The organism is Actinokineospora sp. NPDC004072, from assembly GCF_053604195.1.
Window position 1 is genome coordinate 136363 of record NZ_JBSGHB010000003.1, and the last position, 26808, is coordinate 163170.

24 protein-coding genes, 1 tRNA gene and 2 pseudogenes are annotated in these 26808 nt (G+C 72.6%); 13 read left to right on the plus strand and 14 right to left on the minus strand.

From position 1 onward, the window contains the following. Positions 1-1225: 1225 nt before the first annotated feature. Complete coding sequence (locus ACWEPX_RS05430) at positions 1226-1720, plus strand: inorganic diphosphatase (RefSeq protein ID WP_451895870.1); 495 nt, start codon at positions 1226-1228, stop codon at positions 1718-1720. A gap of 40 nt (positions 1721-1760) precedes the next feature. Here ACWEPX_RS05430 and ACWEPX_RS05435 read toward each other — a convergent pair whose 3' ends face one another. The 3 genes from ACWEPX_RS05435 to ACWEPX_RS05445 form a co-directional block, all read right to left on the minus strand. Beyond that, positions 1761-2492 carry an SMI1/KNR4 family protein gene (locus ACWEPX_RS05435; protein ID WP_451895871.1) on the minus strand — a complete coding sequence of 244 codons (732 nt, stop codon included), beginning with the start codon at positions 2490-2492 and terminating at the stop codon, positions 1761-1763. Positions 2493-2624: 132 nt separating this feature from the next. Continuing rightward, positions 2625-4262, minus strand: a complete 1638-nt coding sequence (locus ACWEPX_RS05440) for an MDR family MFS transporter (RefSeq protein ID WP_451895872.1) — start codon at positions 4260-4262, stop codon at positions 2625-2627. Continuing rightward, positions 4222-4734, minus strand: a complete 513-nt coding sequence (locus ACWEPX_RS05445) for a MarR family winged helix-turn-helix transcriptional regulator (protein WP_451895873.1) — start codon at positions 4732-4734, stop codon at positions 4222-4224. Before ACWEPX_RS05445 ends, ACWEPX_RS05440 begins: the two co-directional genes overlap by 41 nt. A 133-nt stretch (positions 4735-4867) precedes the next feature. Between ACWEPX_RS05445 and ACWEPX_RS05450 the strand changes: the two genes are divergently transcribed. Then, entirely contained in the window at positions 4868-5323 is a 456-nt protein-coding gene (locus ACWEPX_RS05450) for a DUF4442 domain-containing protein (protein WP_451895874.1), read from the plus strand. Here the strand turns inward: ACWEPX_RS05450 and ACWEPX_RS05455 are convergent, their stop codons facing one another. Further along, the gene (locus ACWEPX_RS05455; RefSeq protein ID WP_451895875.1) at positions 5324-6325 is read right to left on the minus strand and encodes a LysR family transcriptional regulator; all 1002 of its coding nucleotides are present in this window, start codon (positions 6323-6325) and stop codon (positions 5324-5326) included. It abuts the gene before it with no gap. Between the two features lie 150 nt (positions 6326-6475). Here ACWEPX_RS05455 and ACWEPX_RS05460 point away from each other — a divergent pair, with 150 nt between their 5' ends. Continuing rightward, on the plus strand, positions 6476-7426 hold the full coding sequence (locus ACWEPX_RS05460) for a trypsin-like serine protease (RefSeq protein ID WP_451895876.1): 951 nt from the start codon (positions 6476-6478) through the stop codon (positions 7424-7426). 44 nt (positions 7427-7470) lie between these two features. Here the strand turns inward: ACWEPX_RS05460 and ACWEPX_RS05465 are convergent, their stop codons facing one another. Beyond that, the gene (locus ACWEPX_RS05465; protein ID WP_451895877.1) at positions 7471-7986 is read right to left on the minus strand and encodes a gamma carbonic anhydrase family protein; all 516 of its coding nucleotides are present in this window, start codon (positions 7984-7986) and stop codon (positions 7471-7473) included. Between the two features lie 23 nt (positions 7987-8009). Between ACWEPX_RS05465 and ACWEPX_RS05470 the strand changes: the two genes are divergently transcribed. Next, a complete protein-coding gene (locus ACWEPX_RS05470) occupies positions 8010-9017 on the plus strand; it encodes a TIGR03617 family F420-dependent LLM class oxidoreductase (protein ID WP_451895878.1) in 1008 nt (335 codons plus the stop codon). Positions 9018-9073: 56 nt separating this feature from the next. Here ACWEPX_RS05470 and ACWEPX_RS05475 read toward each other — a convergent pair whose 3' ends face one another. Next, positions 9074-9841 carry a VCBS repeat-containing protein gene (locus tag ACWEPX_RS05475; protein ID WP_451895879.1) on the minus strand — a complete coding sequence of 256 codons (768 nt, stop codon included), beginning with the start codon at positions 9839-9841 and terminating at the stop codon, positions 9074-9076. A gap of 259 nt (positions 9842-10100) precedes the next feature. Here ACWEPX_RS05475 and ACWEPX_RS05480 point away from each other — a divergent pair. After that, positions 10101-10157, plus strand: a pseudogene (locus tag ACWEPX_RS05480) (hypothetical protein); the annotation flags it as partial. 18 nt (positions 10158-10175) lie between these two features. Beyond that, positions 10176-10586 carry a transcriptional regulator, IclR family protein gene (locus tag ACWEPX_RS05485; protein ID WP_451896167.1) on the plus strand — a complete coding sequence of 137 codons (411 nt, stop codon included), beginning with the start codon at positions 10176-10178 and terminating at the stop codon, positions 10584-10586. Between the two features lie 111 nt (positions 10587-10697). Here ACWEPX_RS05485 and ACWEPX_RS05490 read toward each other — a convergent pair whose 3' ends face one another. Further along, a complete protein-coding gene (locus tag ACWEPX_RS05490) occupies positions 10698-11579 on the minus strand; it encodes a hypothetical protein (protein WP_451895880.1) in 882 nt (293 codons plus the stop codon). 100 nt (positions 11580-11679) lie between these two features. Here ACWEPX_RS05490 and ACWEPX_RS05495 point away from each other — a divergent pair, with 100 nt between their 5' ends. Together ACWEPX_RS05495 and ACWEPX_RS05500 are read left to right on the plus strand one after the other, a co-directional pair. Further along, positions 11680-12456, plus strand: a complete 777-nt coding sequence (locus ACWEPX_RS05495) for a hypothetical protein (protein ID WP_451895881.1) — start codon at positions 11680-11682, stop codon at positions 12454-12456. Further along, complete coding sequence (locus ACWEPX_RS05500) at positions 12453-14093, plus strand: serine/threonine-protein kinase (protein ID WP_451895882.1); 1641 nt, start codon at positions 12453-12455, stop codon at positions 14091-14093. The genes ACWEPX_RS05495 and ACWEPX_RS05500 overlap by 4 nt, the downstream gene beginning before the upstream one ends. Here the strand turns inward: ACWEPX_RS05500 and ACWEPX_RS05505 are convergent. Beyond that, complete coding sequence (locus ACWEPX_RS05505) at positions 14065-14943, minus strand: LysR family transcriptional regulator (protein WP_451895883.1); 879 nt, start codon at positions 14941-14943, stop codon at positions 14065-14067. The genes ACWEPX_RS05500 and ACWEPX_RS05505 overlap by 29 nt on opposite strands. A 62-nt stretch (positions 14944-15005) precedes the next feature. Between ACWEPX_RS05505 and ACWEPX_RS05510 the strand changes: the two genes are divergently transcribed. Together ACWEPX_RS05510 and ACWEPX_RS05515 are read left to right on the plus strand one after the other, a co-directional pair. Beyond that, complete coding sequence (locus ACWEPX_RS05510; protein WP_451895884.1) at positions 15006-15356, plus strand: DoxX family protein; 351 nt, start codon at positions 15006-15008, stop codon at positions 15354-15356. A 127-nt stretch (positions 15357-15483) separates the two neighbouring features. Further along, positions 15484-16260 carry an excalibur calcium-binding domain-containing protein gene (locus ACWEPX_RS05515; RefSeq protein ID WP_451895885.1) on the plus strand — a complete coding sequence of 259 codons (777 nt, stop codon included), beginning with the start codon at positions 15484-15486 and terminating at the stop codon, positions 16258-16260. Between the two features lie 14 nt (positions 16261-16274). Here the strand turns inward: ACWEPX_RS05515 and ACWEPX_RS05520 are convergent, their stop codons facing one another. Then, complete coding sequence (locus ACWEPX_RS05520; protein WP_451895886.1) at positions 16275-17279, minus strand: hypothetical protein; 1005 nt, start codon at positions 17277-17279, stop codon at positions 16275-16277. Positions 17280-17585: 306 nt separating this feature from the next. On the opposite strand from ACWEPX_RS05520, the pseudogene ACWEPX_RS05525 reads away from it, so the two are divergent. Both ACWEPX_RS05525 and ACWEPX_RS05530 read left to right on the plus strand, forming a co-directional pair. Then, a pseudogene (locus ACWEPX_RS05525) lies at positions 17586-17969 on the plus strand (helix-turn-helix domain-containing protein); the annotation flags it as partial. A 26-nt stretch (positions 17970-17995) separates the two neighbouring features. Continuing rightward, a complete protein-coding gene (locus ACWEPX_RS05530; protein ID WP_451895887.1) occupies positions 17996-18166 on the plus strand; it encodes a hypothetical protein in 171 nt (56 codons plus the stop codon). Here ACWEPX_RS05530 and ACWEPX_RS05535 read toward each other — a convergent pair. Then, the gene (locus tag ACWEPX_RS05535; protein ID WP_451895888.1) at positions 18148-18690 is read right to left on the minus strand and encodes an NUDIX hydrolase; all 543 of its coding nucleotides are present in this window, start codon (positions 18688-18690) and stop codon (positions 18148-18150) included. The genes ACWEPX_RS05530 and ACWEPX_RS05535 overlap by 19 nt on opposite strands. A gap of 112 nt (positions 18691-18802) precedes the next feature. Next, positions 18803-18876 (minus strand) — tRNA-Thr (locus tag ACWEPX_RS05540). Positions 18877-18991: 115 nt separating this feature from the next. Between ACWEPX_RS05540 and ACWEPX_RS05545 the strand changes: the two genes are divergently transcribed. Further along, on the plus strand, positions 18992-20578 hold the full coding sequence (locus tag ACWEPX_RS05545) for a hypothetical protein (protein WP_451895889.1): 1587 nt from the start codon (positions 18992-18994) through the stop codon (positions 20576-20578). Here the strand turns inward: ACWEPX_RS05545 and ACWEPX_RS05550 are convergent. The 3 genes from ACWEPX_RS05550 to topA form a co-directional block, all read right to left on the minus strand. Then, positions 20575-21762: a DNA polymerase III subunit delta' gene (locus tag ACWEPX_RS05550; RefSeq protein ID WP_451895890.1), complete on the minus strand. Its 1188-nt coding sequence runs from the start codon at positions 21760-21762 to the stop codon at positions 20575-20577. The genes ACWEPX_RS05545 and ACWEPX_RS05550 overlap by 4 nt on opposite strands. After that, entirely contained in the window at positions 21759-23774 is a 2016-nt protein-coding gene (locus tag ACWEPX_RS05555; protein WP_451896168.1) for a bifunctional MFS transporter/dTMP kinase, read from the minus strand. Before ACWEPX_RS05555 ends, ACWEPX_RS05550 begins: the two co-directional genes overlap by 4 nt. Before the next feature lie 234 nt (positions 23775-24008). Continuing rightward, positions 24009-26792 (minus strand): type I DNA topoisomerase, encoded by a 2784-nt coding sequence (gene topA / locus ACWEPX_RS05560; RefSeq protein WP_451895891.1) that lies wholly within the window; start codon positions 26790-26792, stop codon positions 24009-24011. Between the last annotated feature and the right edge of the window lie 16 nt (positions 26793-26808).

A 26808-nucleotide genomic window follows, 5' to 3' on the forward strand; every position in this document is an offset into this window, starting at 1 on the left:
GGGCCTCCCGGCCGCCGCTGGTCGAGCGGACCGGCGGCCTGCCGCTCGCCCTGGTGCGGGCCACCCGGCTGCCGCCGCAGGTCACCCGGCTGCGGGCCGCCCTCCGGCTGCCGCCGCGGACCACCCGCCCGCTCGGTCTGCTGGGCATCCCCGTCCGGCTTGCGCAACCCCTGCGAGTCGTCCCGCTGGGCGCCATCCCCCCGCGGCTCGCCCGAGGGACGGCGGGTGAGCGCGACGGTTTCCTCACCCCGTCCACGGCCCGCCGGGGTGTCGGCGGGCCGAATGAAGGTGGTCTCCTCGCCGGTCCGCGACTCGCCTACCGGCCGGACGAACGTGGTGCGCTCACCGCTCGAGTCCAGCCCACGAGCGGACGAGCCAGCCTGCTCCCCACGGTCAGACCGAGACCCCACCTGCTCCCCACGGTCAGGCCGAGATCCCACCTGCTCGCCACCGTCGGACACCGGCCCGACCTGCTGCGCGCGATCAGACCGAGACCCGACCCGCTCCCCACCGTCAGACGACGGCCCGACCTGCTGGGCGCGATCAGACCAAGGCCCGACCCGCTCGCCACCGTCGGACGCTGGCCCGACCTGCTCACCACGGTCAGACCGAGACCCCACCTGCTCACCGCCGTCGGACGACGGCCCGACCTGCTGGGCGCGATCGGCCGGAGGCTCCGCCTGCTGGGCGCGGTCAGGAGCCTGCTCGGCCCGGTCGAACCAGGAGTCGGTCTGCGCGGCCTCGGCCTGCTCGGGGTCCTCCGTCGCGGGGAGGTCCGGGTCGGTGTCCTCAGGGGACGGTTTCGGGGTGGGCGGGAGCGGGTGGATGAGCTTGGTGGGGGCGGCGGGTGGGGTGGGGAGTTGCTCGGTTGGGCCGGGTTCCTCCGCGGGCCATTCCGGTTCACCCGGGGGTGTGAGCTCGCCCGGGACGTGGGACTCGTCACGTAATGGGTGGGCAACGGCGGGCGTGGTCGGGTCGTCGGTGTCGTCGCCCGGCCAGGGGCCCGGGTCGGGGGTGGGCAGCTCCAGGTCCGCCGAGTCCGGGCTCCCGCCCTGGTCAGGACCGCTTTCGGGCGCTCTGCCGCGATCCGCCGACGATGAGTCGCGCACCTGTCCGCCTCCCCGGGACCCCCGTGGTCGGCCGCCCACCGCACGTGCGGGCCGCCGGAATACCGTGGTCCACACTAAGGCCTCAACGAAGGCTGCCGAGACGAGCGAGGAACGGCGTGGAGTTCGACGTCACGATCGAGATCCCCAAGGGGAGCCGGAACAAGTACGAAGTGGACCACGTCACCGGGCGGCTGCGGCTCGACCGGACGCTGTTCACCGCCACCCAGTACCCGGCCGACTACGGGTTCGTGGAGAACACCCTCGGCGAGGACGGCGACCCGCTGGACGCGCTGGTGCTGGTCCAGGAGCCCACCTTCCCGGGCTGCCTGATCAGCGCCCGGGCGATCGGCATGTTCCGCATGACCGACGAGAAGGGCGGCGACGACAAGGTCCTCTGCGTCCCCGCCAACGACCCGCGCACCGAGCACCTGCGCGACATCCACCACCTCGCCGAGTTCCACCGGCTGGAGATCCAGCACTTCTTCGAGGTCTACAAGGACCTGGAGCCGGGCAAGAGCGTCGAGGGCGCCAGCTGGGTCGGCCGGGCCGAGGCCGAGGCCGAGATCGTGCGCTCCTACGCGCGGCTGAAGGAAGCCCCCGCGGAGCACTAGCCGGGACCGGGCCTGCCGCACGCCGGTGCGGCAGGCGCGGTCAGCGCAGCCGCCAGCCCAGCAGCCCGTCGGCGTCCACGACGGGCCGGTAGCGGGCCTCCGCCGCGGCGGTCGTGCCGCGGCCCTCCAGCACGTCGGCGGTGGCCTCCAGCAGCCGGGTGTAGGACTGCGCCGCGACGCCGCCCTCCGCCCCCGGCGTGTGCTCGCGGACCTGGCCCGCCGCGTCGAGGTAGAGGTACCAGCCGCCGTTGTCCCGGGCGATGGGGATGCCGTCGCCGTCCCAGCCGCTGTCGGCGGCGCAGAGCTTGGCCGCGTCGGCGGCGATCTCGCCGGTGGACATCGGGGCGTAGAACGGGGCGAAGGTGAAGCCCGCCGCCCGCACGCCGTCGTGCCTGCGCAGGCTGGCCACGAGGTCGGGCGGGAAGGCCGCGCCCGCGGCGCGCTGGGCGCGCACGATGGCGACGTCGTCGGCGGGCGGGTTCCAGACGACGCCCGCGGGCACGCTGTCGGTCAGCCAGCGCTCGATGCGCTCCCACGCCCGGTCGACGCCCGCTTGGACGTCGGCGGGCACCGGCGCGATCTGCTCGGGTCCGATCCCCGCCGGGCACTCCGGCTCCAGGCCGGGGGCGCTGGTCGGGCCCGCGGGCTGGGCGGTCGGTTCGGGCATGCCGATGGCCGCGGGCGGCCCCGGGGTCTGCGATCGGCCGCCCACGATGTACGCCAAGGCGATCACCAGACCGCCCACCAGGAAGATGGCGAGGACGACGCGCACGGCACCCCCAAATGTCGGTGCCCACTATCCCAGATGGGGGCACGCTGGGTGCACGGCTGTTGCCTTTGCGAGACCACCCGGAAGCGAAACCGTGGTCCCCCGCTGGGCGCAGGGGACCACGGGCCGCTCGGCTCAATGGGCGATCGCGGGGACCTTCTCGGCGTCCTCGGCGGCCCGCTGGATGCCGGACTTGTCGGCCAGCGGCACCTCCTTGAGGAACCAGACCGCGGCGAAGGCCACCGCCATCACGATGCCCCCGACGAGGAACACCGTGCTCAGCGCGTCGGCGAAGCCCACCAGGATGGGCCGGGCCAGCGCCGGGTCGAGCTCGCCGAGGAAGGCGGTGTTGTTCAGGTCGATCTGCCCGGGGGTGAACTGCGGGTTCTGCTGCAGCGCCGCCAGGAACGCCGGGTCGGTGCGCGCGGCCTCGATCGAGCCCTGGATGCGCCCGCCGACGACGCTGAACAGGATCGACAGGAAGGTGGCCGTGCCGACCGTGCCGCCGATGGACCGGAAGAACGTGCCCGCCGAGGTGGCCACGCCCATGTCCCGCACCGGGACGTCGTTCTGGATGGCCAGGATCAGCGTCTGCATGCACAGGCCGAGCCCGGCGCCGATGACGACCATGAGGAGCATGGTCGTCCAGAGCGGGGTGTCGACCCCGATCGTGGCGAAGCCGATCAGCGAGACCGTGGTCAGGCCCAGGCCCAGGATCGGGTAGACCCGGTAGCGGCCGGTGCGGGCGATCGCCTGCCCGCTGGCCATCGCCGAGACGATGATGCCGAAGGTCAGCGGCAGGGTCATCAGCCCGGACTCGGTCGGGCTGGCGCCCTTGACGATCTGCAGGTACAGCGGCAGCGACATCATGGCGCCGAACATGCCCATGCCCATGATGAAGTTGACCAGGTTGGCCACGGTGAACACCGGCCTGCGGAACAGCCGCAGCGGCAGCAGCGCCGCGTCGCCCATCCGCCGCTCGACGACCACGAAGGCGGCCAGGCCGACCACGCCGACGGCGTAGGCGGTCAGCGCGGCGGGCGAGGCCCACCCCCACTCCCGGCCCTGCTCGGCCACGATCAGCAGCGGGACCAGGCCGACGGTCAGGGTGATCGCGCCCAGGTAGTCGACCTTCTGCGGCACGCGCTGGTGCGGCACGTTGAGGTGGCGGGCGACCACGAACAGCGCGACGAGCGCGATCGGCACGTTGATCAGGAAGACCCAGCGCCACCCGTCGAACCCGGCGACGGTGTCGATGCCCGCGAAGAAGCCGCCGACCACCGGTCCGGCCACACTGGACAGACCCCAGACCGCCATGAAGTAGCCCTGGTAGCGGCCCCGCTCCCGGGGCGAGGTGATGTCGGCGATGATCGCCAGCGCCAGCGACATCAGACCACCGGCGCCCAGGCCCTGCACCGCGCGGTAGGCGGCGAGCTCGTACATCGAGTCGGCGATGCCGCAGAGCACCGAGCCGATGAGGAAGACCGAGATCGCGGTCAGGTACATCGGCTTGCGCCCGAGGATGTCGGAGAGCTTGCCGTAGAGCGGGGTGGAGATGGTCGCGGTGATCAGGTAGGCCGTGGTGGCCCAGGCCTGGATGGTCTGGCCGTGCAGCTGGTCGGCGATGGTCTTCATCGCCGAGGACATGATGGTCTGGTCGAGCGCGGCGAGCAGCATGCCCAGCATGAGCCCGGACAGGATCACCAGGATCTGGCGGTGGCTCAGGCCGCCGCTACTGGTGCTCGGTTCGGTCGTTGACACGGTTTCCCCCACATTCAGCTATCAAGTTAGGCATGTACTTCTCGTGGTCGGTGATGAACCGCTCGAACAGCTCGACGAAGGTGTCGAGGTCGTGCGGGTCCCAACCGCGGACCATCCGGGCGATGGAGAGCGCGAAGCGCGCCCGCTGCCGCTCCAGCACGGCCAGCCCCTCGGCCGTGGGCACCAGCAGGCTGGCCCGGCCGTCGTCGGGGTCGGCGGTGCGCGCGACCAGGCCCTCTTTCACCAGCGCGGTCACCTGCCGGGAGACCGTCGACGGGTCGGAGTGCACGGCCTCGGCCAGCGTGCTGAGCCGCGCGGGCCCCAGGGCCACGAGGTTCTTCAGCAGCACGATGGCCGAGCGGTCGACCCCGGCTCGGCTCAGCCGCGCGGCGACGGTGGCCTGCTGCTTGCCGAAGGCGAAGAGGACGGAGGCCAGTCGCCTGCCGTTCGCCAGCTCGGCCTCGGTCAGCTCGGTGTCGGCCACGGCGCACACCCCATTGCTTGCATCACCCAATTAGTTGATCGATACAAGCATGCCGGGTGAGCACGATCGAAGACAAACCGATTTCCTGTGAGCTGACCCGCACCCCGAAGTTACCGACGGGTAATGTGGCCCCATGAGCACCGACTACGGCTGGGTGGCCGAGACGATCAGCAGCACCGTCCCCTGGGTCAAGACCGCGAGCGTCGCGTTCGACTCCGTGGAGCCCACGCGCGTGGTGTGCTCCCTGCCCGACCGCCCCGACCAGCGCAACCACGCGGGCGGGCCGCACGCCGCGGTGATGTTCGGCCTGGCCGAGACCGCGTCGGGCGCGGTCGCGCTGGCGGCCTTCGCCGAGCACATGGGCCGGGCCACGCCGCTGGTCGTGCGCTCGGAGATCCGCTACCGCAAGCTGGCCATCGGCCCGCTCACCGCCGAGGCCGTGCCCACCCGGCCACCCGCGGAGGCCCTCGCCGAGCTGGACGCAGGCGTCCGCCCCGAGCTGCCCGTCGACTGCGTGATCCGCAACGCCGAGGGCGTGACCACCGCCGAGATGACCGTGGTGTGGACGCTCAAGGCGGTCAAGAACTAGCTACTTCGGCCTGCTCGGCCGGGGCAGGGCGAGCGCGGCGTCGAGGTCGGCGTGGGCCTCGGGGTGCTCGCCCCACCAGCGGGCGTAGCGCGGGTTGCGGTCCACGATGGACCGGTAGGCGTGGGCCACGCAGGCGAAGACCTCGTGCTTGCGGCCCGCGAGCAGCCCGTCGGAGCGGGTCACCAGCACGACCGGCAGGCGCAGCGGGCTGCCCTTCAGCGGGCGGATGACGAAGCCCGGGCCGCTCAGGGAGGCGGGCTGGGCCAGGCAGACCGCGCCCGCCGCGCAGAGCGCCATCGCCGTGCGCGCCTCGGTCACGTGGTGGGTGATGCGCGGGGTGAAGCCGACCGACTCGCAGACCTCGCGGAAGCGCAGCCGCATCGCGTCCTGGTCCGGGGGCGGCACCACCCAGTCCATGTCCGCCAGGTCGACCAGGTCCACCTGCTCCTCGGCGGCCAGCGGGTGGTCGGCGGCCAGGGCGACGAACTGCGGCTCCTCGACGATCGCGCGGATCTCCACGTCCGGCAGCGAGCGCTGCTCCAGCCCCTCGAACCGCTCGAAGATCGCCAGGTCGGCCTGCTTGGCCACGACCAGGTCCAGCAGCGCGGGCCCGGAGGAATCGATCTGGGTGCGCAGCTCCGAGCAGCGGAACCACGCCCGCAGCTCGCCGATCAGCGCGCTGGTGAACAGCATCGGGCTCGACGCCAGCACCAGCGGCGACTCCCCGGGGACCGGCGCGTCGGTGCGGGCCGACGCCATCAGCGCGGCCATGTCCTGCAGCACCACCTTGGCCGAGCGCACGACGCTGCGGCCCAGCTCGGTGGCCTCGCTGCCGTTGGGCGAGCGGCGGAACAGCTCGCCGCCGAGGATGCGCTCGATCGAGCGCAGCTGCGCGGTCAGCGCGGGCTGGGTGACGCCCAACCTGCTGGCCGCCTTGGACACGCTGCCCTCCTCGGCGATGGCGCAGATCGCCCGCAGGTGCCGCAGCTCAAGCTCTGCCATAAGCCCCATTGATACCCCCCTCGGATGGGATCGGGGTAATGCCAGGCGGTCATAGTGCGAGGTACCGGAGCCGACCGGTAACAGATAGTCACACCCTGCACGCACCCCCGCGCCCGGCGTCCCACGGGCGCGACACGGGGTGGAAAGGACATGCCAACCATGCGACTCGGCAAGATCGCAGTGGGCCTGGCGGTCGCCGCGACCGTCATCCTGGGACCGCCCGCCACCGCGGCGCCGCCCGCCAGCACCGGCGACGTCGCCCCCATGATCATCGGTGGGCGACCGGCCAGCCAGGTCTACTCCTTCATGGTCTCCCTGCAATCCAGCGGGGGGCACACCTGCGGCGGCTCGCTGATCACCAGCCAGTGGGTCGTCACCGCCCGGCACTGCGTCGGCGGCCTCGTCCGCGCCCGCGTCGGCACCACGACGTGGAACTCCGGCGGCACGCTGGTCAGCATCGCCTCGCAGAACCACACGCCCTCCGACGGCAAGGACATCGCGCTGGTCAAGCTGGCCCAGCCGGTGACCCAGGCGCCGATCCCCATCTCGGCGTCCTCCGGCGGGACCGGCGCGGCGACCCGGCTGATCGGGTGGGGCCAGACCTGCCCGACCCGCGGCTGCGGCGGCGCGCCGACCAACCTGCAGGAGATCGACGTCAAGGTGCTGGCCTCCGGCTGCACCGCGGGCTTCGACCCGGCCAAGGAGCTGTGCCTGGGCGACCGCCAGGGCACCGGCGCCTGCTACGGCGACTCCGGCGGTCCGGCGGTGCGCAACGTGGGCGGCCGCTGGGAGCTGACCGGCGCGACCAGCCGGGCGGGCCAGGGCCAGGCCACCTGCGGCCAGGCGCCCGCGATCTACATGAACGTCACCGCCTACAAGAGCTGGATCGACTCGGTGACCGGCGGGTCCAACCCGCCCGGCGGCGAGGACCCGCCCGGCGAGGGCTGCGACGGCATCCCCGCCTGGGACGCCGCCACGCTCTACAACCCCGGCGACAAGGTGTCCTACAACGGCCGCAGCTGGGAGGCCACCTGGTACGTCCGCTCCTGGGCGCCCGGTGACGGCGCCTATGCGTACTGGAAGGACCTCGGTCCCTGCTGATCGAGCGCGCTAGGTGAGCCCCCGGCGGCCTGCCCGCCGGGGGCTCACACCTCTTCGATCCCCGCGGCGTGCCTGCGGGCCAGCTCCTGGTAGACGGCCGCGTTGTGGTCGACCCAGAACTTCGGCGTCCCCTCCAGCGGCACCTGCCGCTTGGCCGGGACGCCCATCGCCACCACCTCCGGCGGGACCACCGCGCCCGGGGCCACCATCGCCCCCGCCGCGACCAGCGCCCGCTCCCCGACCACCGCGCCGTCCTGGATGGTCGCGCCGTTGCCGATGAGCGCGCCCGGGCCGATCGTGCAGTCGTGGACGACGCACAGGTGCCCGATGGTGGCGCCCGCGCCGATCTCCACCCCCTGCTGGACGTGGATGACGGTGTTGTCCTGGACGTTCGCGCCCTCGCGGATGCGCACCGGCCCGAAGTCCGCGCGCACCACCACGCCGTACCAGACCGAGGCGCCCGCCTCGACGGTGACGTCGCCGATCAGCGTCGCGGTCGGCGCGATCCACGCGGTGGGGTGGACGACCGGCTTCTTGCCTTCGAAGGAGTACAACGGCATACCCCACAGTAATCTCAGCGGGTATGAAGCTGGACTCCGGCGGCTACGCCGAGACCGTGTCCGCGGCGGCCGACGCCGTCGTCGCCGCCGAGACCGCCGGGTACGACGGCGCGTGGGTGGCCGAGACCAAGCTCGACCCGTTCGTCGCCCTGGCCGTGGCCGCCGAGCGGACCAGCCGCATCGACCTGGTCACCGGCATCGCGGTCGCCTTCGCCCGCAACCCGATGACGGTCGCGGTGGCCGCCAACGACCTGCACCTGCTCTCCGGCGGCCGGTTCGTGCTCGGCCTGGGCTCGCAGGTCAAGCCGCACATCACCAAGCGCTTCGGCATGCCGTGGTCGCGGCCTGCCGCGCGGATGCGCGAGTTCGTGCTGGCGGTGCGGGAGATCTGGGCGGCGTTCGAGTCCGGCGGGCGGCCCCGCTTCACCGGCGAGTTCTACACCCACACCCTGATGACGCCGTTCTTCAACCCCGGCCCCAACCCGCACGGCAACCCGCCGATCTGGCTGGCCGCCGTCGGCCCGCTGATGGCCGAGGTCGCGGGCGAGGTGGCCGACGGGCTGCTGTGCCACAGCTTCAGCACCGAGCGCTACCTGCGCGAGGTCACCCTGCCCGCGGTCGAGCGCGGCCGGGCCAAGGCGGGCAAGCCGCTGGCCGGCTTCGAGATCAGCGGCCCGTCGTTCGTGGCCAGCGGGTCGACCGAGGCCGAGCTCGCCGCCGCGGTGGCCGAGGTGAAGACCCAGATCGCCTTCTACGGCTCGACCCCGGCCTACCGCCCCGTCCTCGACCTGCACGGCTGGGGCGAGCTGCAGGACGACCTCAACGCGCTGGCCAAGCGGGGCCGGTGGGAGCAGATGCCCGACCTCATCACCGACGAGGTGCTGCACGCCTTCGCCGTGGTCGGCGACCCCGCGGCCGCCGCGGCCGAGATCGACCGCCGCTACGGCGACGTCGTGCAGCGGATGACCCTGACCACCTCCGGCCCGCCCGACCCGCAGCGGTGGGCCCCGGTCTTCGCCGCTCTGCGCTGAAACGGCCCGGGACCGGCACGGTGCGTGCCGGTCCCGGGCGGTGGGGGCCGAGGCGGTCAGACCGGGATGTCCCCGCCGACACCCCACGCGGTCGTGCTGATGCCCCGCACGTACCAGGTCCCGTTGCTCGGCCGCCAGACCGTGTAATCGGTGCGGTTGTCGCCGTTGAAGTCCCCGGAGACCGGGATGTCCGCGCCGACGCCCCATTGGACGTTGCCGACGCCCAGGACGTACCAGGTCCCGTTGGACGGCCGCCACACGGTGAAATCGCTGCGGTTGTCGCCGTTGAAGTCGCCGGTCACCGGGATGTCCCCGCCGACACCCCAGGCGGTCGTGGCGATGCCGCGTGCGTACCAGGTGCCATTGCTGGGCCGCCAGACCGTGTAGTCGGTGCGGTTGTCGCCGTTGTAGTCGCCGACCACCGGGATGTCCCCGCCGACGCCCCATTGGACGTTGCCGATCCCGCGCACGTACCAGGTCCCGTTGGAGGGCCGCCAGACCGCGTAGTCCGCGCGGTTGTCGCCGTTGTAGTCGCCGACCACCGGAATGTCCTCACCGACGCCCCATTGGACGTTGCCGATCCCGCGCACGTACCAGGTCCCGTTGGACGGCCGCCAGACGGCGATGTCGGTGATGGAGTCCCCGTTGTAGTCGGCGGCCACGGGGATGTCCCCGGCCACTCCCCACTGGATGTTGAACAGGCCGCGCACGTACCAGACGCCGTCGCTGGGGCGCCAGACCGCGATCTCGGTGGCGCCGTCGCCGTTGAAGTCGCCCGCGACCCGCTGGGGCGAGGAGTCGGTGGCCGCCGAGCGCGTCTCCACCTCGTCCGACTGGGCAATGGCTGTACCCGCGGGGGCGGCGATCGCTACCGTGGCGATTGCGGCGGCGACACTTCTTCGATAAATGCTCATGGCCGTAGTCTGCGGCCGCGGCGGCAGGACGGAGAACGACTTGTCCCACTCACCGGACCACCAAAAGACATTCGGCCGCACCGCCACCTGAAGGAGGTAGAGGCACGTGAACAAAGCGGAGAATGACCGCGGCGTGCTCGACCGCGCGTTCACCCTTTTGGATGCGCTGGTGCGCCATACGGAGGGGGCCGGGCTGTCCTGGATCGCCCATTCCTGTGGAATGCCGAAATCAACGGCACACCGGTTGCTCCGACAACTGGAAGCGCTCGGCGTGGTGCAGCGCCGCGACGGCCTCTACCGGGTCGGCGCGGGCCTGTTCCGCCTCGGCCAGGCGTGGGAGCCCTACCCGCGGCTGCTGCCCGCCGCCCGCCGCCCGCTGAACCTGCTGGCGGCGACCACGAAGTCCAGCGCCGTGCTGACCGTCCCGCACCAGGGCGAATCGGTCATCGCCGCGGCCAGCCACGTCCGGCCCGAGGACGCCCTGCTGCTGAGACCGGGCTGCGGCCTGCCCCGGGGCGTCGACTTCGTGATGGCACCGGTCTTCGCCCCGACCGGCCGCGGCATCGGCATGGTGGGCACGGCGGGCGGCGACGACGCGCGGGCCGCATTCGTCGGCGAGATCGCGCGCGCGATCAGCGCGGCCGTCCGCCCCTGAAGTTAGCTCGAATGGCCGTTCTCGGCCCGCGCTGCGCTGCTTTATCGTCGGCTACCTGCAATGCAGGCGCGAAAATGAGGAGTTCCCAATGTTACCGCCGCAGCGGAATCGCTAAGCGAAGCGGATCATCGCCGCGCCCGCGAGCACGAAGAACACGAGCACGACCAAGGCCGTCGACCCGCCGCCGGTGGAACTGGTGACGAGTTGGTCGACCGCGCCGGTCAGCACGATCCCGCAGTCGGCGGTGATCTGGTGCCTGCCGGGTTCGACGCGGGTGAATTCCACCGCGGCGGTGAATTCACCGCGCGCGTCGGCGGTGGTCGCCCCGACCACCTCGCCGCCGGAGGTGAGCAGCACCGCGGCGCCGGGCGCGCAGCCCTGTCCGGTGGCCGTCAGCGCTTCGCCGGGCTGGATCGCCGGGCGGTCCAGGCTGAGGTCGGCCGACTCCTGCTCAGTGGTCGTCACCACCGGAGTGTCCGATGTGGTCGGTGGGGCCGTCGTGGTCGTTGTCGTCGTCAGCGTGGTCGTCGGCGGTGTGGTCGTGGTGGTCGGTGGAGGGGTGGTGGTCGTGACGGGCGGGCGCGTCGTCGTGGTGACCGGAGGACGGGTCGTCGTGGTGACCGGTGGGTTGGTTGTCGTCGGGACGACGCCGCGGATCGTGAACCGGGTGCCTGCCTTGGCGTTGTAGCAGTGGACGTCGATGGGGTGCGTGCCCTGCTCCGCGGTGCGCGGGACGGCGACGGTGATCGCGCCCGAAAGGGCGGTGCGCTGCTGCTGGTACTCCCCGTACGCCCAGGCCACGACGATCGTCGAGCACACCCGGCCGGGGTTGGCGACCGTCCACTCGACCCGGAAGTCCGCGCCCGCGGGCCCGCTGGCCGGGACCGCCTGCGCGGTCAGCACCGTCTGCTGCTGGGCCAGCGCCGGGGAACCCCCGATCAGCGCCCCCGCCGCGGCGGCGGCCGCAACCGCGATGCTTCCTGCTGCGCGCACGGTCCACATCCTCCGTCCGTTGTCCCGAAGCGGCGTCGGCCGCGCCAGGCCGGCTGTAGCATTCCGGCTCGTCCGGGCCCGTACCAACCGGGGGTCACCCATGAGACGTGCAGGCGTCATCGCGGTTGCGCTTGTCGGGATCTCCCTGCTCGGCGCCCCGGCCGCGAGCGCGCGCAGCGAGCCCCTGGAGGTCATCGCAACCCTCGACGGCCGCAGCATCAGCGGCCGCACCGTCGCCTTCGACCCGGCGCGGCCCGCCGAGCTGTCCATCACCGCCATCAACCCGACCGGCCAGGCCCGGCAGGTGCGGCTGGTCCGCGTGTCCGGCGTGGCCTTGGCGCTGACGTTCTTCGCCTACGACACCACGATCCCCTTCGAGGTGCCCGCGCGCGGCGAGGACACCCGGACCTTCCCGCTGGACGTGCGCGACCTCGACGGCCAGGCGATCGGCCTGCTGCCCACCTCGGTCGAGCTCCTCGCCGAGGACCGCACCGTCCTGGGCGGGGTGGACACCGTCGCCGACGTGCGCGGCTCGCTGTGGTCGGTGTACGGCGTCTTCGGCATCGCGATGGCCGTGCTCACCGCGCTGACCTGGGCCAGCGCGCTGCTGGCGCTGGCCAGGCACCGGCTCTCCGCCAACCGCTTCCGCCGCGCGCTGCGGTTCCTGCCCGCAGGCGCGGGCACCGGCCTGGTCGCCGTGGTGACGCTGTCGGTGCTGCGGCTGGTGCCGCCGGAGCCGGCCGTCGAGATCCCGATCGTGCTCGGCGCGGCCTGCATCGCCATGCTGCTCGGCTTCCTCACCCCGCATCCGCTGCCCGCGCAGGCCAACCCGGTCGACGGCCCCACCGTCGGGCTGACCACCCGGCCGCTGGCATGACCGCCGACCTGGCCGCGGCGCTGCCCCAGTACGCCATCGGCGCGGAGATCGGCTCCGGCGGGATGGGCGTGGTGTTCGACGGCGTGCACCGCTCGCTGGGCCGCGCGGTGGCGATCAAGCGGCTGCTGCCCGGCGACCCCGACGTCGACGTCCGCTTCGACCGCGAGGCCCGGGTGCTGGCCGGGCTCGACCACCCGCACATCGTGCCCGTGTACGACTACGTGCGCACCGGGCAGGACAACCTGCTGGTGATGGAGAAGCTCGACGGCGGCACGGTGCACAGCCGCTTCCACGGGCCGGGGCTGACCGGCGAGCAGTCGTGCGCGATCGCGCTGGCCATGCTCGCCGGGCTGCACGCCGCCCACCGGGCCGGGGTGCTGCACCTGGACGTCAAGCCGAAGAACCTGCTGTTCACCGCGGCCGGGGTGATGAAGGTGGCCGACTTCGGCATCGCCCAGGTGGTCAGCGAGGGCGCGACGCTGGTGACCCACGGCGGCGAGGTGCTGGGCACGCCCGCCTACATCGCCCCGGAGCAGGCGATGGGCAACCCGCTCACCCCCGCGGCCGACATCTACGCCGCGGGCACCGTCCTCTACGAACTCCTCTGCGGCGACCTGCCCTACGACCGCTCGCGCGGGGCGGTCAGCATGATGCGCCAGCGCGTCTTCACCGATCCCCGGCCGCTGCCCGGCATCCCGCCGCCGCTGTCCACAGTGGTCATGCGCAGCCTGGCCCGCGACCCGGCCCTGCGCTACCGCGACGCCGAGGCGTTCGCCGTCGACATCGCGGGCGCGGCGACGGCGGTGTTCGGGCCGGGCTGGCTGGACCGCGCGCGGGTGCCGGTGCACCTCGCGCCGCGCGTGCTGACCGCCATCGCCCAGCAGACCCGGCCGGACGCGCCGACGGTGGCGACGCCGCCGGTGCGCGCGGTCGCGCCGGAGCCGACGCGCACCTTCGACCCGCACGCCCTGCGCGGCCCGCGCCCGGCCCGCGAGCTGCTGCGCACCGCGCCGTCGCCGCTGTGGCCGGGCCTGGTCGCCTGCCTGGCGCTGGTCGTCATGGCGGTGCTGCCCTTCCTGGCGTCGGCGCGCGTCGACCACCCGGTGGTGGTGCCGGGGATCAGCGTCAACGGCCAGCCGGTGAGCGGGCCGGTCACGGTGGACCTGAGCAAGCCGGTGGCGATCACCGGCGCGCCCGAGTCGTTCACGGTCAACGCGGCGGGCATCCCGCTGGGCTCGGTCGAGGCCGGTGAGCCCGCGCCGCTGCTGCGGTGGCTCGTCGGCGGCGCGGCGACCGGGGAGATCAGCGTGGACGGGCAGGTGCAGGCGTTCACCCTCCGGACCGCGCAGCACCCGCTGGCCAGCGCGATGGGCGCGGGCAGCCTGCTGCTGGGCCTGTTCGCGCTGGCCTACGTCGAGTCGCTGGCCAGGGCGCTGCGGCGGGGCTACCGGCGGCCCGCCGCCCCGGTCGCGGCGGTGCCGCTGGGGGCGCTGCTGGGCGCGGCGGTGTGGCTGCTGGTGTCGGCGCTGACCGTCCGCGAACCCGTCCTCGCCTACGGGGTCGGGGCGGCAGCGGCGGGCGCGGTGGCGGCCTCGGCGCTGGTCCTGGCTACGTCGTGGGCGGCGCGCAGGCGCTGATCGCCGCGCGCACGAAGTCGAGGACCACCGGGCCCGCGTCCGGCGGCCACGCGATGGCGACCTGGCTGGGGCTGATCCCGGTGACCGGCCGGTAGACCACGCCGGGCCGGGCGTAGAAGCGCGCCGCCGAGGCCGGGGCGATGGCGACGCCGTAGCCGTTGGCGATGGCCTGCAACCAGTCGTCGGGCTGCTCGGTGACCGCGCCGACGCGCGCCGGGCGGTCGCGCTCGTCGGCGGCCAGCCAGTAGTCGCGCCAGGCCCCGGTCTCCGGCGGGGCGGCGACGAACGGCTCGTCGCGCAGCTCGGCGAAGGCGATCTCGGCGCGGTCGGCCAGCGGGTGCGCTGCGGGCAGGGCGACCCAGCGCGGCTCGGTGAGCAGGACCGCGACGCGCAGGTCGCCCTGGCCGGGGAGGGGCAGCCGCACCAGCGCGGCGTCGACGTCGCCCGCGGCCAGCCCCGCGGTCGGGTCGGCCCAGGTGGCCTGCCGCATCTCCACCCGCCAGCCGGGCCGGGCGCGGCCGAACCAGGCGATGATCCCCGGCGTGGCCTCGTTCGCCGCGCTGGCCAGGAACCCGATCCGCAGCACGCGGGCGCCCCTGGCCGCACGCACCGCCGCGTCCCAGTCGGCCAGCAGCGCCGGGGCGCGCTCGGCCAGCGCCCGGCCCGCGTCGGTCAGCGCCATCCCGTCCCTCGACCGGACGAACAGCCGCACGCCGAGCCCGTCCTCCAACCGCCTGACCTGCTTGGTCAGCGCGGGCTGGGAGACGAAGAGGCGCTGGGCGGCGCGGGTCAGGCTGCCGTCCTCGGCGACCGCGACGAAGCAGCGCAGCAGGCGCGTGTCGACGTCCATTCCGGAAGGTTATAGGCGCAGGTATTGGACGTCTCCCCGGTGGCTTCGGGAGGGTTGGTGGCGTGTTCACCGCCTATGTCGTCGTCACGCTGGTGACCGCGGCGGCCAACGTCGCCGCCGCCGTCGCCGACTTCGTCCGTGCCGAGTGGATCGTGGCGAACCTGTCCCGCTACGGGCTGCCGCGCTCCTGGCTCGCTCCACTGGGGATCGCCAAGGCCGCGGGGGCCGCGGGACTGCTGACGGGCTTTGCCGTGCCCGCCTTGGGGATCGCGGCGGCCGTGGGGCTGGTGCTCTACTTCGCGGGCGCGGTCGTCGCCGTCGCAAGGGCACGGTGGTACTCGCACCTGCTGTACCCCGGGCTGTTCTTGGCAACGGCCGCCGCGGCGTTGTGGCTGGGCCTCGCCGCGCGCTGACGCTATCCTCCGACCCCTACCGCACTCCGGGGTTACCCCATTAGAGTGATAATTGACGGTTCAAGTAACGGTGGGTCGTCGACCTGTCGACCTCCCCCACGAGTGCACCCGTGCGCGAGGGGACCACATGAGGACAGCGCGTCCGACCCGTTCGCGGCTGACCACCGCGACGGCCGTCATCGGCGCCTGCGCCGTCGTCTGGTTGGGCAGCGACCTGAGCCGCACGCCCGCCCCCTCCGCACAGCTCACCCCCGCGAGGCCGCCCACCACGTCCGCGCCCCCGGCCCCCACCGCACCGTCCGCGCCGGCGAAAGCCACGGTGTCCCGGGTGGTCGACGCCCGAACCGTCCTGACCTCGGCGGGCGAGCGGGTCGTGGTGGCCGGCCTCGCCCCACCCGGCCCCTGTTGGTCGGCCGCCGCCACCGACTTCGCCACCACCACCCTCCTCGGCGCCGAGATCACCCTCGTCGACCCGGTCCCCATCCTCGCCGCCACCCTCACCCCCCGCGAACCCCTCGCCGACGGCATCAGCGCCATCACCGCCACCCTCACCCTCCCCGACGGCACCGACTACGCCGCAACGGCGCTGCACCAGGGCCAGGCCAAACCCCTCCCCACCGCCAGCCCAGCCCACCACGCCGCCACCACCGCAGCAGGCGCCGCCGCCCAAGGCCTCTGGGGCCAACCCTGCCTAGGCGAAGACACCCTCCACGTCCAAGTCCCACCCCCACCCCCCAACCCCACAACAGCCCCGAAACCCCCCGGCGCCAAGACCAACCCCCAGCCCTACTACCGCAACTGCACCGCCGCCCGAGCCTCCGGCAACACCCCCATCCCCAAAGGCACCCCCGGCTACCGCCCCGCCCTAGACCGCGACCACAACGGCCTAGCCTGCGAGCGATGACGCCGCGCCGACGCTCATCCCGCAGCACCTACCCCTAGCCCACCCCGAAGGCTCTCAATCCGCCTGCACTGCCTGACCGACCCGATTTCCGTCGCCACCCCCGCGGCGAGGTCGATCTGCTTGCGCGCCTCTTCGCGCTCCCCATTGGCCACGTAGGCCGTGGCGAGATCAACGTGCATTGCCAGGGCTGCTCGGGTGAATGACGGATCGAGATCGGCGAGCGCGCCCTTCAGGACGCCTACCGCCTCCGTGTCCCCCAGCCGGGCAAGGGCATGGCCACGCCACCGAGCCAGGTGGATGCGATCGAGCACGACGTAGGGACCGGAACCCCTACCTCCACAACTCGGCAGGTGCGCTGCGGCCTCATCAAACGCATCGAGACTTCCTTCGCGATCACCATCAGCCGAACAGGCCTCTCCCAGAGCCGCGTGCAACCAGGAGCCCAGCAATGCGTCCACTGCCATCGACCGCAGGAGTTCCACGGCGTCGGCGGATCTGCCGACGCTCCGCCTGCAGCGCACCGAGCGAGGAACGGACATCCGGCGACAGGCTGAACGAGCGGAGGTGCTGCACTTGGGCAATCTTCGCTTGACCTCGTCATGGGCTACGACGGCGCCCAGTTGGCGGTCAAGGTAGCGAATGGCGTCGAGTTGCTCGCGGAGCAGTGAAACCACTGTGACATCCACTCGTCGCGATGCGTTCAGCAATCGCCGCAGTTCTGCTTCGCCCTCGTCATTCGGCTCGCTGGCACCAGGTGGCCCCAGCAGGTATTCGATCTTAATCCCGAAGATGCGCTCAAGCAGGCGCGCGGTCGGCGGGCGCACCGGCCCCAGCGGTCTCCCATCCGGTCGACGACCAGCGGCCAACCGCTGCAGCTGCCGAAGCGGCAGCGTGCCGACCTCACCATTCTCCCGCGCAAATCTCTCCGCGAACTCAACGAACTCCTGATAGGTCATCCGGCGCTCGCGAATCTGCCGACCCAACTCGGTCCTGACCGGTGCGTGAACCGATGGCTCCATGCGCCCCTCCTCCCGACCGGGCGGCGTGGCATCCGCAAGGCGTCCTCATGTCGTGCTCGCGTCGTTCCATCCAGCCTGCAATGACGAAACGCTGGCATCGAGTCTTTCACGGACCACCAAGGGGCACCGGCGAACTGGGCGCCTTTCAGGCACCAGATCACCTGTCCGAGGCAGCCCGAGCCCCTCCCTTGGACGTCCACCGGCATCACAACGCAATGGAGTTGGGCATGGTCGATCTAGCTTTGCTGCCGCGGGGGACGGCCTGACATGGGCGGAGTGCACAAACGGCCGCAGGCGCGCGGCCGGATGCTGGGTGCCCAGCTTCGGCTGTTCCGGGTTGCGTTCGCCGGTTTGAGCTTGGAACAGGCGGCCGAAGTCGCGCAGTTCTCGCTGTCGACGTTGAGCCGGATCGAGAATGGCAGGCGGCACATCAGCAGTGAGGATGTAGCTGCTCTGTTGGCGGTCTACGGCGTTCCGTCGCGCCGCAGGCAACCGTTGATCGAGGCTGCTCGGTCCGTCCCGCAGGCTGGTTGGTGGCAGCGTCCGTGGCCGGGCCTGCCGTTGGACACCTACGCGGCAGCGTACGAGTGCGGCGCGAACGGGTTGGTGAGCTGGTCGGTCGGGATGGTTCCACCCCTCCTGCAGACGCAGGGCTACGCCGCGAGTTGCATGGCTGCTGATGGCGTGACCTCGGGTGAGGTTCCGGGTATCCGCCGATGGTCCACGTGGAACTGCGGCACAGCAGCGTGTTCCTTCACGAGCCCGAAGCGGCTGCTTATGTGGATGCGCACAAGAGGTTGGACCGGATCGCGTGTTCGGTGATCGAGACCCGCAGGATCCTGGGCCGCTTGGTCGAGTCGGTTTCAGCTCATCTGGCGGCCAGGTAATAGAGAAGGGGCACCAGCGTGCCTGCTCCTAGCAGACTTCCCCGCCGGGCCAGCTCGGCGACTCGGTCCAGCGGCACCCATTCCACCCGGCCTGCTTCTTCCGCATCCGCGGGTTCCCCCATGTGCCGGGCGTTCCGCCACACGAATGCTTCAACCCCCGCCGTCACCTGGCCGGGCAACGGCTCGAAGCTGATCAGGTGGTCGGGCGCCCCGACGGGCTCCCACCCGGTCTCCTCGGCCGCTTCACGGGCAGCCGTGGAAGCAGCATCCTCCCCGTCATCGATCATCCCGCCAGGGAGCTCGTAACCCCACTGCCGCGTCGGAAACCGATAGCGCCACAGCATCAGCACTTCGTCCTGGTCATTGACCACCAGCGCCACGGCGATCTTCGCAAGGTGGACGACGTGGTACTCCCAGCGCTCCCCGTTAGGGGCCTGGACGTCCACCAAGCCCAACTGCACCCAGCGGTTGTCATAGACCAGCCGTTCGCCGAAGGTCTGCCAGGTGCCGTGCTCATTTGTCACATCGGCGCCTCTCCATAGCGAGGTCGACGCTGCCCGCTTGCCATGGCCCCACCGTAGGGCGGCCGCGGCACGCAGAAGGCCCGCCCCCTGGGGGACGGGCCTTCGACCTGCGAGCCGCCTAAGGGAATCGAACCCTTGACCTGCTCATTACGAGTGAGCCGCTCTGGCCGACTGAGCTAAGGCGGCAGGTGGGGCCTAGTGTAGCGGGCTCACTCGATCGAGGATGGGGCAGGGGGCGGCGTCACCCTTCGGGGGTGGCGTCGTTTACCTCATACGCGCGTATGAAGGAGGGGCCGGAGAGATGGATCATCGTCGTCTGCTGGCGGTGCCGGTGTCGGTGGCGCTGGTCGTGCTGGGCGCTGGGCCGGTGGGTGCGCAGCCGACGACGCCGGTGCCGCCGCCTGCGAACTCGAGCGCGCCGCCGCCGAGTGCGCCGATCGGGCCGCAGCCGCTGGGGCGGGCGGTCGGGGATGCGGGGACCGGGTTGGCCGTCGTGCGGATCGCGCCGAACTCCACGCCCACGGAGTCGATCATCCCGGGGGCCGAGGACAAGCTGCCCAAGCAGGCGGCCGTCGAGTTCGGGATTGGGCTGGCCAGCGCGCAGGCGAACTCCGAGGCGTACCTGGCCTACGAGAAGGCCGTCGCCCAGTCCGCGCCCGGGGGGCTGGCCGTGCAGGGCAGCAGCCCGCAGGCGCCCGGGTCGCTGGCCCAGACCGCGCCGCCGAACAACGGCGAGCCGCGCAGCGCGGGGATCAACCCGCCGTCGACGCCGCTGGACACGCTGCTCAAGGTCGGCGTGCTCAACGGGCGGGTGCACGCCAAGTGGAGCGACGCGCTCGGCCCGTGCGTGGACACCATCGCCGACGCCTCCACCGAGCTGGCGAGCCTGTCGGCGCTCAACGCCATCCCGACGCTGCCCAGCGTCGCCGACCTCACCGGCGTGTTCGACGCGCCCAACCTCGACGCCGCCGGGGACAAGGCGCTCATCGAGGGGCTCAAGGAGCTCGGGGGGCCGCTGAGCACGCTCGGGGGCGTGCTCGGCGGACCGGGGGCCACCGGGGCCGGGTCGCTGCTGAGCCTGCCGAACACGCTCTCGGCGCGGTCGGTGGTCAAGCTCGTCGACATCCCCGGCTCGAAGAACAAGGCCGTGCAGTCGACCTCGACGCTGCAGGTGGCCGCGGTGAAGCTGCTCGCGGGCACCCCGTTCGAGATCACCATCAAGGTCGTCAGCCAGCCCACCCTGCAGGTCACCTCGACCGGGGCGAAGGAGACCTCCCGGGTCGCCTACACCGCGCCGGTGCTGGAGGTCCTGCAGGGCGGCAGGAGCCTGGGCAAGCTGGACGCGGCCAACCCCAAGCTCGACATCCCGGTCGGCATCCCGCTGCCGGGGGCCGACGCGCTGCCCGCACTGAAGGACCTGCCGATCATCGGCGGCATCCTCGGCGACGGCAGCCCGCTCACCGACGGACTGAAGAAGCTCGACCTCGGCGTCCTGCGCCTGTCGGTGGCCGGGCTGACCCAGAAGGGCGAGCAGGCGACCACGCCGTTCAAGGGCTACCAGGTCGGCGCGTCGGCCCGCATGCTCGACCTGCAGGTCCTGCCGACGGATGCGCTCGGCCTGCCGAACCTGCCCTCGGCGCTGGCCCAGATCTCCCTGGGCGAGCAGGTGGCCCGCGCCTACGCCCCCGAGGGCGGCGTGGTCTGCGGCACCGCGACCCAGCAGCCGCAGGAGCCCCCGGCGCCCGCCCCGCAGGGCAAGGCCCCGCCGCAGCTGGCCTACACCAACGCCGCCTACCAGACCGTCCCGATCTTCTGGACCGGCACGGCCCTGCTCCTGCTCGGCGTCGTCATGGTCGCCGCGCTCCCGGCCCGCAGGCGCAGCCGCTAGCCGCGGTAGAGGGCCGAGACCATCGCCTCGACGGCGATGCGCGGCTTGACGTTCTGCTCCAGGGCGTCGCGGCAGGCCAGGACGGCCTCCAGGCGGCGCAGGATGGACTCAGGCGGCCACGAGTTGGCCGCCTGGGTCGCCGCCTCGGCGTGGTCGGGGTGGTTGAGGGTGGCGCCGGAGCGGGCGCCCACCACGAGGGCGTCGCGGTAGAAGCCCGCGAGGTCGACCAGGGCGAGGTCGAGGGAGTCGCGCTGGGTGCGGGTGGCGCGCGACTTCTGCCGCCGCTCCAGCTCCTTGAGCGCCCCGGCGCTGCCCCGGGTCGCCGAGGCCGCGCCCTTGCCGGTGCCGCCGTGGCCCAACGCCGTCTTCAACGCCTCGCGCTCGGCCTCGTCGCGGGTCGCCGAGACCTCCGCCGCGTCGGCCTCGGCGGCCTTCACCAGGTCGTCGGCGCAGTCGAACACGTGCGCCAGCGTCGGCAGGTGCAGCGGGATGCGCAGCACCTTCGCCCGCCGCTCGCGCGCCGCGGGGTCGGTCGCCAGCCGCCGGGCGCGGCCGACGTGCCCGCCGCAGACCGAGGCCGCCCACCGGGCCGTCTCCAGGTCCACCCCGTCCCGCCGGTGCAGCACCTCGGCGATGGCGTCCGGGGCGGGGGTGCGCAGCGGCACGGCCCGGCACCGGGAGCGGATGGTCACCGAGACGTCGTCGGGGTGGTCCGAGGGGGCGCACAGCAGGAACACCGTGCGGTCCGGCGGCTCCTCAACCGCCTTGAGCAGCGCGTTCGCCGCGCCTTCCGTCAGCCGGTCGGCGTCGGTGATGATGACGACCTGCCAGCGCCCGCCGGTCGGCCGCCGGGCCGCGGTCTGCACCAGGGCGCGCATCTCCAGCACGGAGATCGACAGCCCCTCCGGCTCGACCACCCGCACGTCGGCGTGGGTGCCCGCCATGCTGGTGCGGCAGCCTGCGCACTCCCCGCAGCCCGCCTGCCCGGTCGTGCACTGCAGGCCCGCGGCGAACGCCCTGGCCGCCACCGAGCGGCCCGAGCCGGGCGGGCCGGTGAACAGCCAGGCGTGGGTCATCCCGGCCGCGGAGCCGGTGCCGTCGACCAGCGCGGCGGCGGCCCGCGCCGCGGTGCTCAGGGTCTCGACCGCGGCGGGCTGGCCCACCAGCTGCGCCCAGACCGTCATGACGCCTCGACGGGGTCCAGGACGGGGGCCAGGTCGCCCAGCTTGCGGTCGGCCAGCGCGGACCGCACGGCCACGCGCACGCGCTCGGCGACCTCGTCGGCCGCGCCGTCGCCGTCGACCACGATGTAGTGGTCGGGGTCGGCCGCGGCCATGTCGGTCAGCAGCTTCTGCACGTGCCAATGATGCTCGGTGGCGGGCGAGCGCGGCGGCAGGGTGCCCGGCTCGCGGTCCAGCAGCACGGTCAGGTCCGGGCGCAGCCGCGAGGTCGCCCAGTCGGCCAGGCCCTCCAGCTCGGCGGGGTCCAGGCCCGCCGCCGTGGACAGGTAGGCCAGCGGGCTGTCCACGAACCGCTCCATGACCACCAGCGCGCCGCGGTCGAGCGCGGGCCGGATCTCGCGCTCCACCAGGTCGGCGCGCACAGCGGCGGCGACGAGGGCCTGGGCGCGGGCGCTGGAGAGCTGCGCGCCCGCCAGCACCGCCCGCAGCCTGCCGTCGTCGAGGGCCGGGTCCTCGGCCAGCACGACCTCCTTGCGGCCCGGCCTGCGCAGCCAGTCGACCAGCAGCCGCGCCTGCGCGCTGGTGTCCAGCCCGGCGGCCCCCTCGACGGCGATGAGCACGCCGGTGGCCCGCCGCGGCGCGCGGCGGATGGTCGCCAGCAGGTCGGTGAGGATCTTCTCCGAGCGCCGGTCGTCCATCTGCCGGTAGGCGATGACCCCGACCAGCGCGGCGATCAGACCGGCGCCCAGCAGCACCGGGCGGGTGCCGTCGATGAGCATCGGCCTGCCGAACAGGTTGACCTGCCGCGGGCTGACCAGGCCGACCAGCACCGGGGTCGCGGCCATCGAGGCAGCCAGGATGATCTTCATCAGGGACTGGTAGACGGCGTTGATGCGACCGCGGATGGCGTCCTCGACCTGCGTGCCGATGATGGTGACGCCGGTGAGGAAGGCCGCGCCCGCACCCGCGCCGAGCAGGGCCACCGCGATCAGCGACACGACCAGGTGCGGCGAGAGCGCGATCACCGCGAGCACGATGCCCGCGATCACGATGGCCACCCCGAACAGCCGGTTGTGCGGCAGCGTGCGGGCCAGCTTGGGCGCCCCGCCCATGCCGGTGGCCAGGCCGAGGAACAGCGCGACGAACAGCCAGCCGAAGGCGGGCTGGCCGCCGCCGAGGCTGTTGGCGTAGAGCTGGGCGGAGCCGACCAGCGCCCCGGCCGCGGCGAACGCGCCGATCATGCCGATCAGCAGCCCGCGCACCAGCGGCGTGGTGCGCACGAAGTGCACCGCGTCCTTGATCATGGCACCGAAGCCGGGCTTGGCCGCGGGCTCGGCCTTGGCGCTGTCGGCTCCCTTGCCCTGGGGCGCCTTGCTCTGGGGCGCCCGCAGCGACAGCTCCGGGATGCGCGTGGCGACGATGATCCCGCTGCTGAGGTACAGGGCGCCGTTGAGCAGCAGGATGATGTTGGCGATGCCGAACCCGGACGGGTCGAGGTGGAAGGTGGAGCTGGCCGCGTTGATCAGCGCGTAGAGCCCGGCGCCGCTGATGACCGCGATGCCGTAGGTCATCACCATGCCCAGCTGGTTGGCCGTCTCCACCTGGTCGGGGCGGCGCAGCAGGTTGGGCACCGCGGCGTCCTTCGACGGGATCCACAGCAGCGCGCAGCAGCCGATGAGGAAGTTGCCGACGAACAGCCACAGCGGCGAGCCCACCACCGCGATGGAGATGAACAGCCCGCACCGGGCGATGTCGCAGACGACCATCACCTTGCGCCGGTCGAACCGGTCGGCGAAGAGGCCGCCCAACGGGGCGAACAGCAGACCGGGCAGCAGCTGGGTCAGCACCACGCCCGCGAAGGCGAAGCTCTGCGCGCGGTAGTCGTCGAGGAAGGTCGTGACGAGCCCGGTCAGCGCCAGCAGCGACAGCCAGTCACCGGTGCTGCACAGGTAGGTGACGCCCCACAGCCTGCGGAACGGGCGGATGGACAGCACGCTGCGCACGCGGTGGGCCATCGATGCCTCGGCGTCCACCACCTGTCCGTTCAAGCCTGCGCTGATCGCCTCCACCCCAATCCACACCCGACGGCGTCCCAGCGTAACCAGTGGCCCTGCGCCGTTCAGGTGACGCTGGCCTGGTTTGTCCAGGTTAGCCACCCGGCAGTGGACTCAGGGTGACTTTGGTGAACCCGGCGGTCCGCCGCGCCCATCTCCCGATTGTGCTCGATCGGCGCGGCGGGCACCCGGTGATCAGGCCTTCGACTTGGCCGCGGGCTTCTTCGCGGCAGGCTTCTTGGTGGTCTTCGCGCCGGTCTTGGCCGTGGTGCGCCGGGTCGAGGTCCGCTTGGGGGCCGGGCCCTTGGCCCGCTTCTCGGCCAGCAGCTCCGAGGCGCGGTCGACCGAGATCGTCTCCACGCTGTCGGACTTGCGCAGCGAGGCGTTGTGCTCGCCGTCGGTCACGTACGGCCCGAACCGGCCATCTTTGATCACCATCGGCTTGCCCGACACCGGGTCGGGGCCCAGCTCGCGCAGCGGCGGCTGGGCCGCCGCGGTGCGCCTGCCGCGCTGCTTGGGCTCGGCGTAGATCTTCAGCGCCTCGTCCAGGGTGATCTCGAAGATCTGCTCCTCGCTGGTCAGCGAGCGCGAGTCGGTCCCCTTCTTCAGGTACGGCCCGTAGCGCCCGTTCTGCGCGGTGATCTCCTCGCCGGTCGCCGGGTCGGTGCCCACCACCCGCGGCAGCGACATCAGCTTGAGCGCGTCCTCCAGCGTCACCGTGTCCAGCGACATCGACTGGAACAGCGAGCCGGTGCGCGGCTTGGCCTTCGCCTTGGCCTTCTTCTTGCCCGGCTCCGGCTCCTCCTCGGGCAGCACCTCGGTGACGTAGGGCCCGAAGCGGCCGTCCTTGGCCACGATCTCGTGCCCGGTCACCGGGTCGGTGCCCAGCGAGCGGCCCTCCATCGGCACGGCGAACAGCTGCTCGGCGACCTCGGGGGTCAGCTCGTCCGGCGGCAGGTCCTCGGGCAGGTTGGCCCGCTGCGCCTCGCCGTCGACCTCGCGCTCCAGGTACGGCCCGTACCGGCCGACCCGGACCACGACCGGGCGGCCCTCGGTGTCGGTGAACACCGGGATGGAGTTGACCTCCTTGGGGTCGATCTCCTCGACCCCGGAGCCGACCAGCTTCTTGAGCCCGCCGGAGCGCCCGACCGAGCCCTCCGGGCCGACCGGGCCGCCGAAGTAGAACCCCGACAGCCAGGTCGTGCGCTCCTGGTCGCCCACGGCGATGCGGTCGAGCTCGTCCTCCATCGCGGCGGTGAAGTCGTAGTCCACCAGCCGCTCGAAGTGCTGCTCCAGCAGCCCGACCACGGAGAAGGCGATCCACGACGGGACCAGCGCCGAGCCCTTCTTCCACACGTAGCCGCGGTCCTGGATCGTCTTGATGATCGAGGTGTAGGTGGAGGGGCGGCCGATGCCCAGGTCCTCCAGCTGCTTGATCAGGCTGGGCTCGGAGTAGCGCGGCGGCGGGCTGGTGGCGTGCCCGTCGGCGGCCAGCTCGGCGGCGGTCACCGGGTGGCCCTTGGTCAGCCGCGGCAGCCTGCGCTCGGCGTCGTCGGCCTCGCCGCCGGTCTCGGTGTCCACCGACTCGACGTAGGCGCGCAGGAAGCCCGCGAAGGTGATCGTGCGGCCGCTGGAGGAGAAGACGCACTCCTCGCCGGAGGCGGCGTTGCCGGTGATCCGCACGGTCATCGTCGTGCCCCGCACGTCGGCCATCTGGGAGGCGATCGTGCGCTGCCAGATCAGCTCGTAGATGCGGAACTCGTCGGCCTCCAGCTCGCGGGCGACCTCGCCGGGGGTGCGGAAGACCTCACCGGCAGGCCGGATGGCCTCGTGCGCCTCCTGGGCGTTCTTCACCTTGCGGGTGTACTGGCGCGGCTGCGGCGAGACGAACTCGCTGCCGTAGAGCTGCGTGGCCTGGGCGCGCGCGGCCTGGATGGCCGTCTCCGACAGCGTGGTGGAGTCGGTGCGCATGTAGGTGATGTAGCCGTTCTCGTACAGCCGCTGTGCGGCGCGCATCGTCCGGTCGGACGAGAAGCGCAGCTTGCGGCCGGCCTCCTGCTGGAGCGTGGAGGTCATGAACGGCGCGTACGGCTTGCGGGTGTAGGGCTTCTCCTCGACGGAGGTGACCGTCAGCGCGGCCCCGCTGAGCCCCTCGGCCAGGCGCCGGGCCTCGGCCTCCTCCAGCAGCAGGACTTCGGCGCCCGCCTTGAGCCGCCCGTCCGGGCCGAAGTCGCGCCCGGTGGCCAGCCGCGTGCCGTCCACCGACAGCAGCCGCGAGCCGAACGTGCGGGGCTCGGCGTCGGCGCCCGCGTCCAGGGTCGCGGAGATGTCCCAGTACGAGGCCGACACGAACGCCATGCGCTCGCGCTCGCGCTGCACGACGATGCGGGTCGCCACCGACTGCACCCGGCCTGCCGACAGCCGCGGCATGACCTTCTTCCACAGCACGGGGCTGACCTCGTAGCCGTAGAGGCGGTCGAGGATGCGGCGGGTCTCCTGCGCGTCGACCAGGTCGCGGTCGAGGTCGCGGGTGCTCTCCGCGGCGGCGCGGATGGCCGACTCGGTGATCTCGTGGAAGACCATCCGGCGCACCGGCACCTTGGGCTTGAGCGCCTCCAGCAGGTGCCAGGCGATGGCCTCGCCCTCGCGGTCGCCGTCGGTCGCCAGGTACAGCTCGTCGACGTCCTTGAGCAGGCCCTTGAGCTCGGTGACCGTGGACTTCTTGTCCGGGGTGACGATGTAGATGGGCTCGAAGCCGTTGTCGACGTTGACGCCGAGGTTCGACCACGCCTTGCCCTTGTACTTCTCCGGCACCTCCGCCGCCTTGCGGGGCAGGTCGCGGATGTGGCCGCGGGAGGACTCCACCACGAAGTCGCGCCCCAGGTAGGAGGCGATCTTCTTGGCCTTGGCCGGGGACTCGACGATCACGAGCCGCCGCCGCGCGCCCCCGGCGCTTCTGTTGGTCTTCGTTCCGGCCACGGATCCCGCTCTCTCT

Coding starts and splice junctions, on each gene's coding strand:
- ACWEPX_RS05450 (WP_451895874.1), top strand. CDS start 4,868: ATGAGCACCGACTACGGCTGGGTGGCCGAGACGATCAGCAGCACCGTC.
- ACWEPX_RS05455 (WP_451895875.1), bottom strand. CDS start 6,325: ATGGCAGAGCTTGAGCTGCGGCACCTGCGGGCGATCTGCGCCATCGCC.
- ACWEPX_RS05460 (WP_451895876.1), top strand. CDS start 6,476: ATGCCAACCATGCGACTCGGCAAGATCGCAGTGGGCCTGGCGGTCGCC.
- ACWEPX_RS05465 (WP_451895877.1), bottom strand. CDS start 7,986: ATGCCGTTGTACTCCTTCGAAGGCAAGAAGCCGGTCGTCCACCCCACC.
- ACWEPX_RS05470 (WP_451895878.1), top strand. CDS start 8,010: ATGAAGCTGGACTCCGGCGGCTACGCCGAGACCGTGTCCGCGGCGGCC.
- ACWEPX_RS05495 (WP_451895881.1), top strand. CDS start 11,680: ATGAGACGTGCAGGCGTCATCGCGGTTGCGCTTGTCGGGATCTCCCTG.
- ACWEPX_RS05500 (WP_451895882.1), top strand. CDS start 12,453: ATGACCGCCGACCTGGCCGCGGCGCTGCCCCAGTACGCCATCGGCGCG.
- ACWEPX_RS05505 (WP_451895883.1), bottom strand. CDS start 14,943: ATGGACGTCGACACGCGCCTGCTGCGCTGCTTCGTCGCGGTCGCCGAG.
- ACWEPX_RS05515 (WP_451895885.1), top strand. CDS start 15,484: ATGAGGACAGCGCGTCCGACCCGTTCGCGGCTGACCACCGCGACGGCC.
- ACWEPX_RS05520 (WP_451895886.1), bottom strand. CDS start 17,279: ATGGAGCCATCGGTTCACGCACCGGTCAGGACCGAGTTGGGTCGGCAG.
- ACWEPX_RS05530 (WP_451895887.1), top strand. CDS start 17,996: ATGGTCCACGTGGAACTGCGGCACAGCAGCGTGTTCCTTCACGAGCCC.
- ACWEPX_RS05545 (WP_451895889.1), top strand. CDS start 18,992: ATGGATCATCGTCGTCTGCTGGCGGTGCCGGTGTCGGTGGCGCTGGTC.
- ACWEPX_RS05550 (WP_451895890.1), bottom strand. CDS start 21,762: ATGACGGTCTGGGCGCAGCTGGTGGGCCAGCCCGCCGCGGTCGAGACC.
- ACWEPX_RS05555 (WP_451896168.1), bottom strand. CDS start 23,774: ATGGCCCACCGCGTGCGCAGCGTGCTGTCCATCCGCCCGTTCCGCAGG.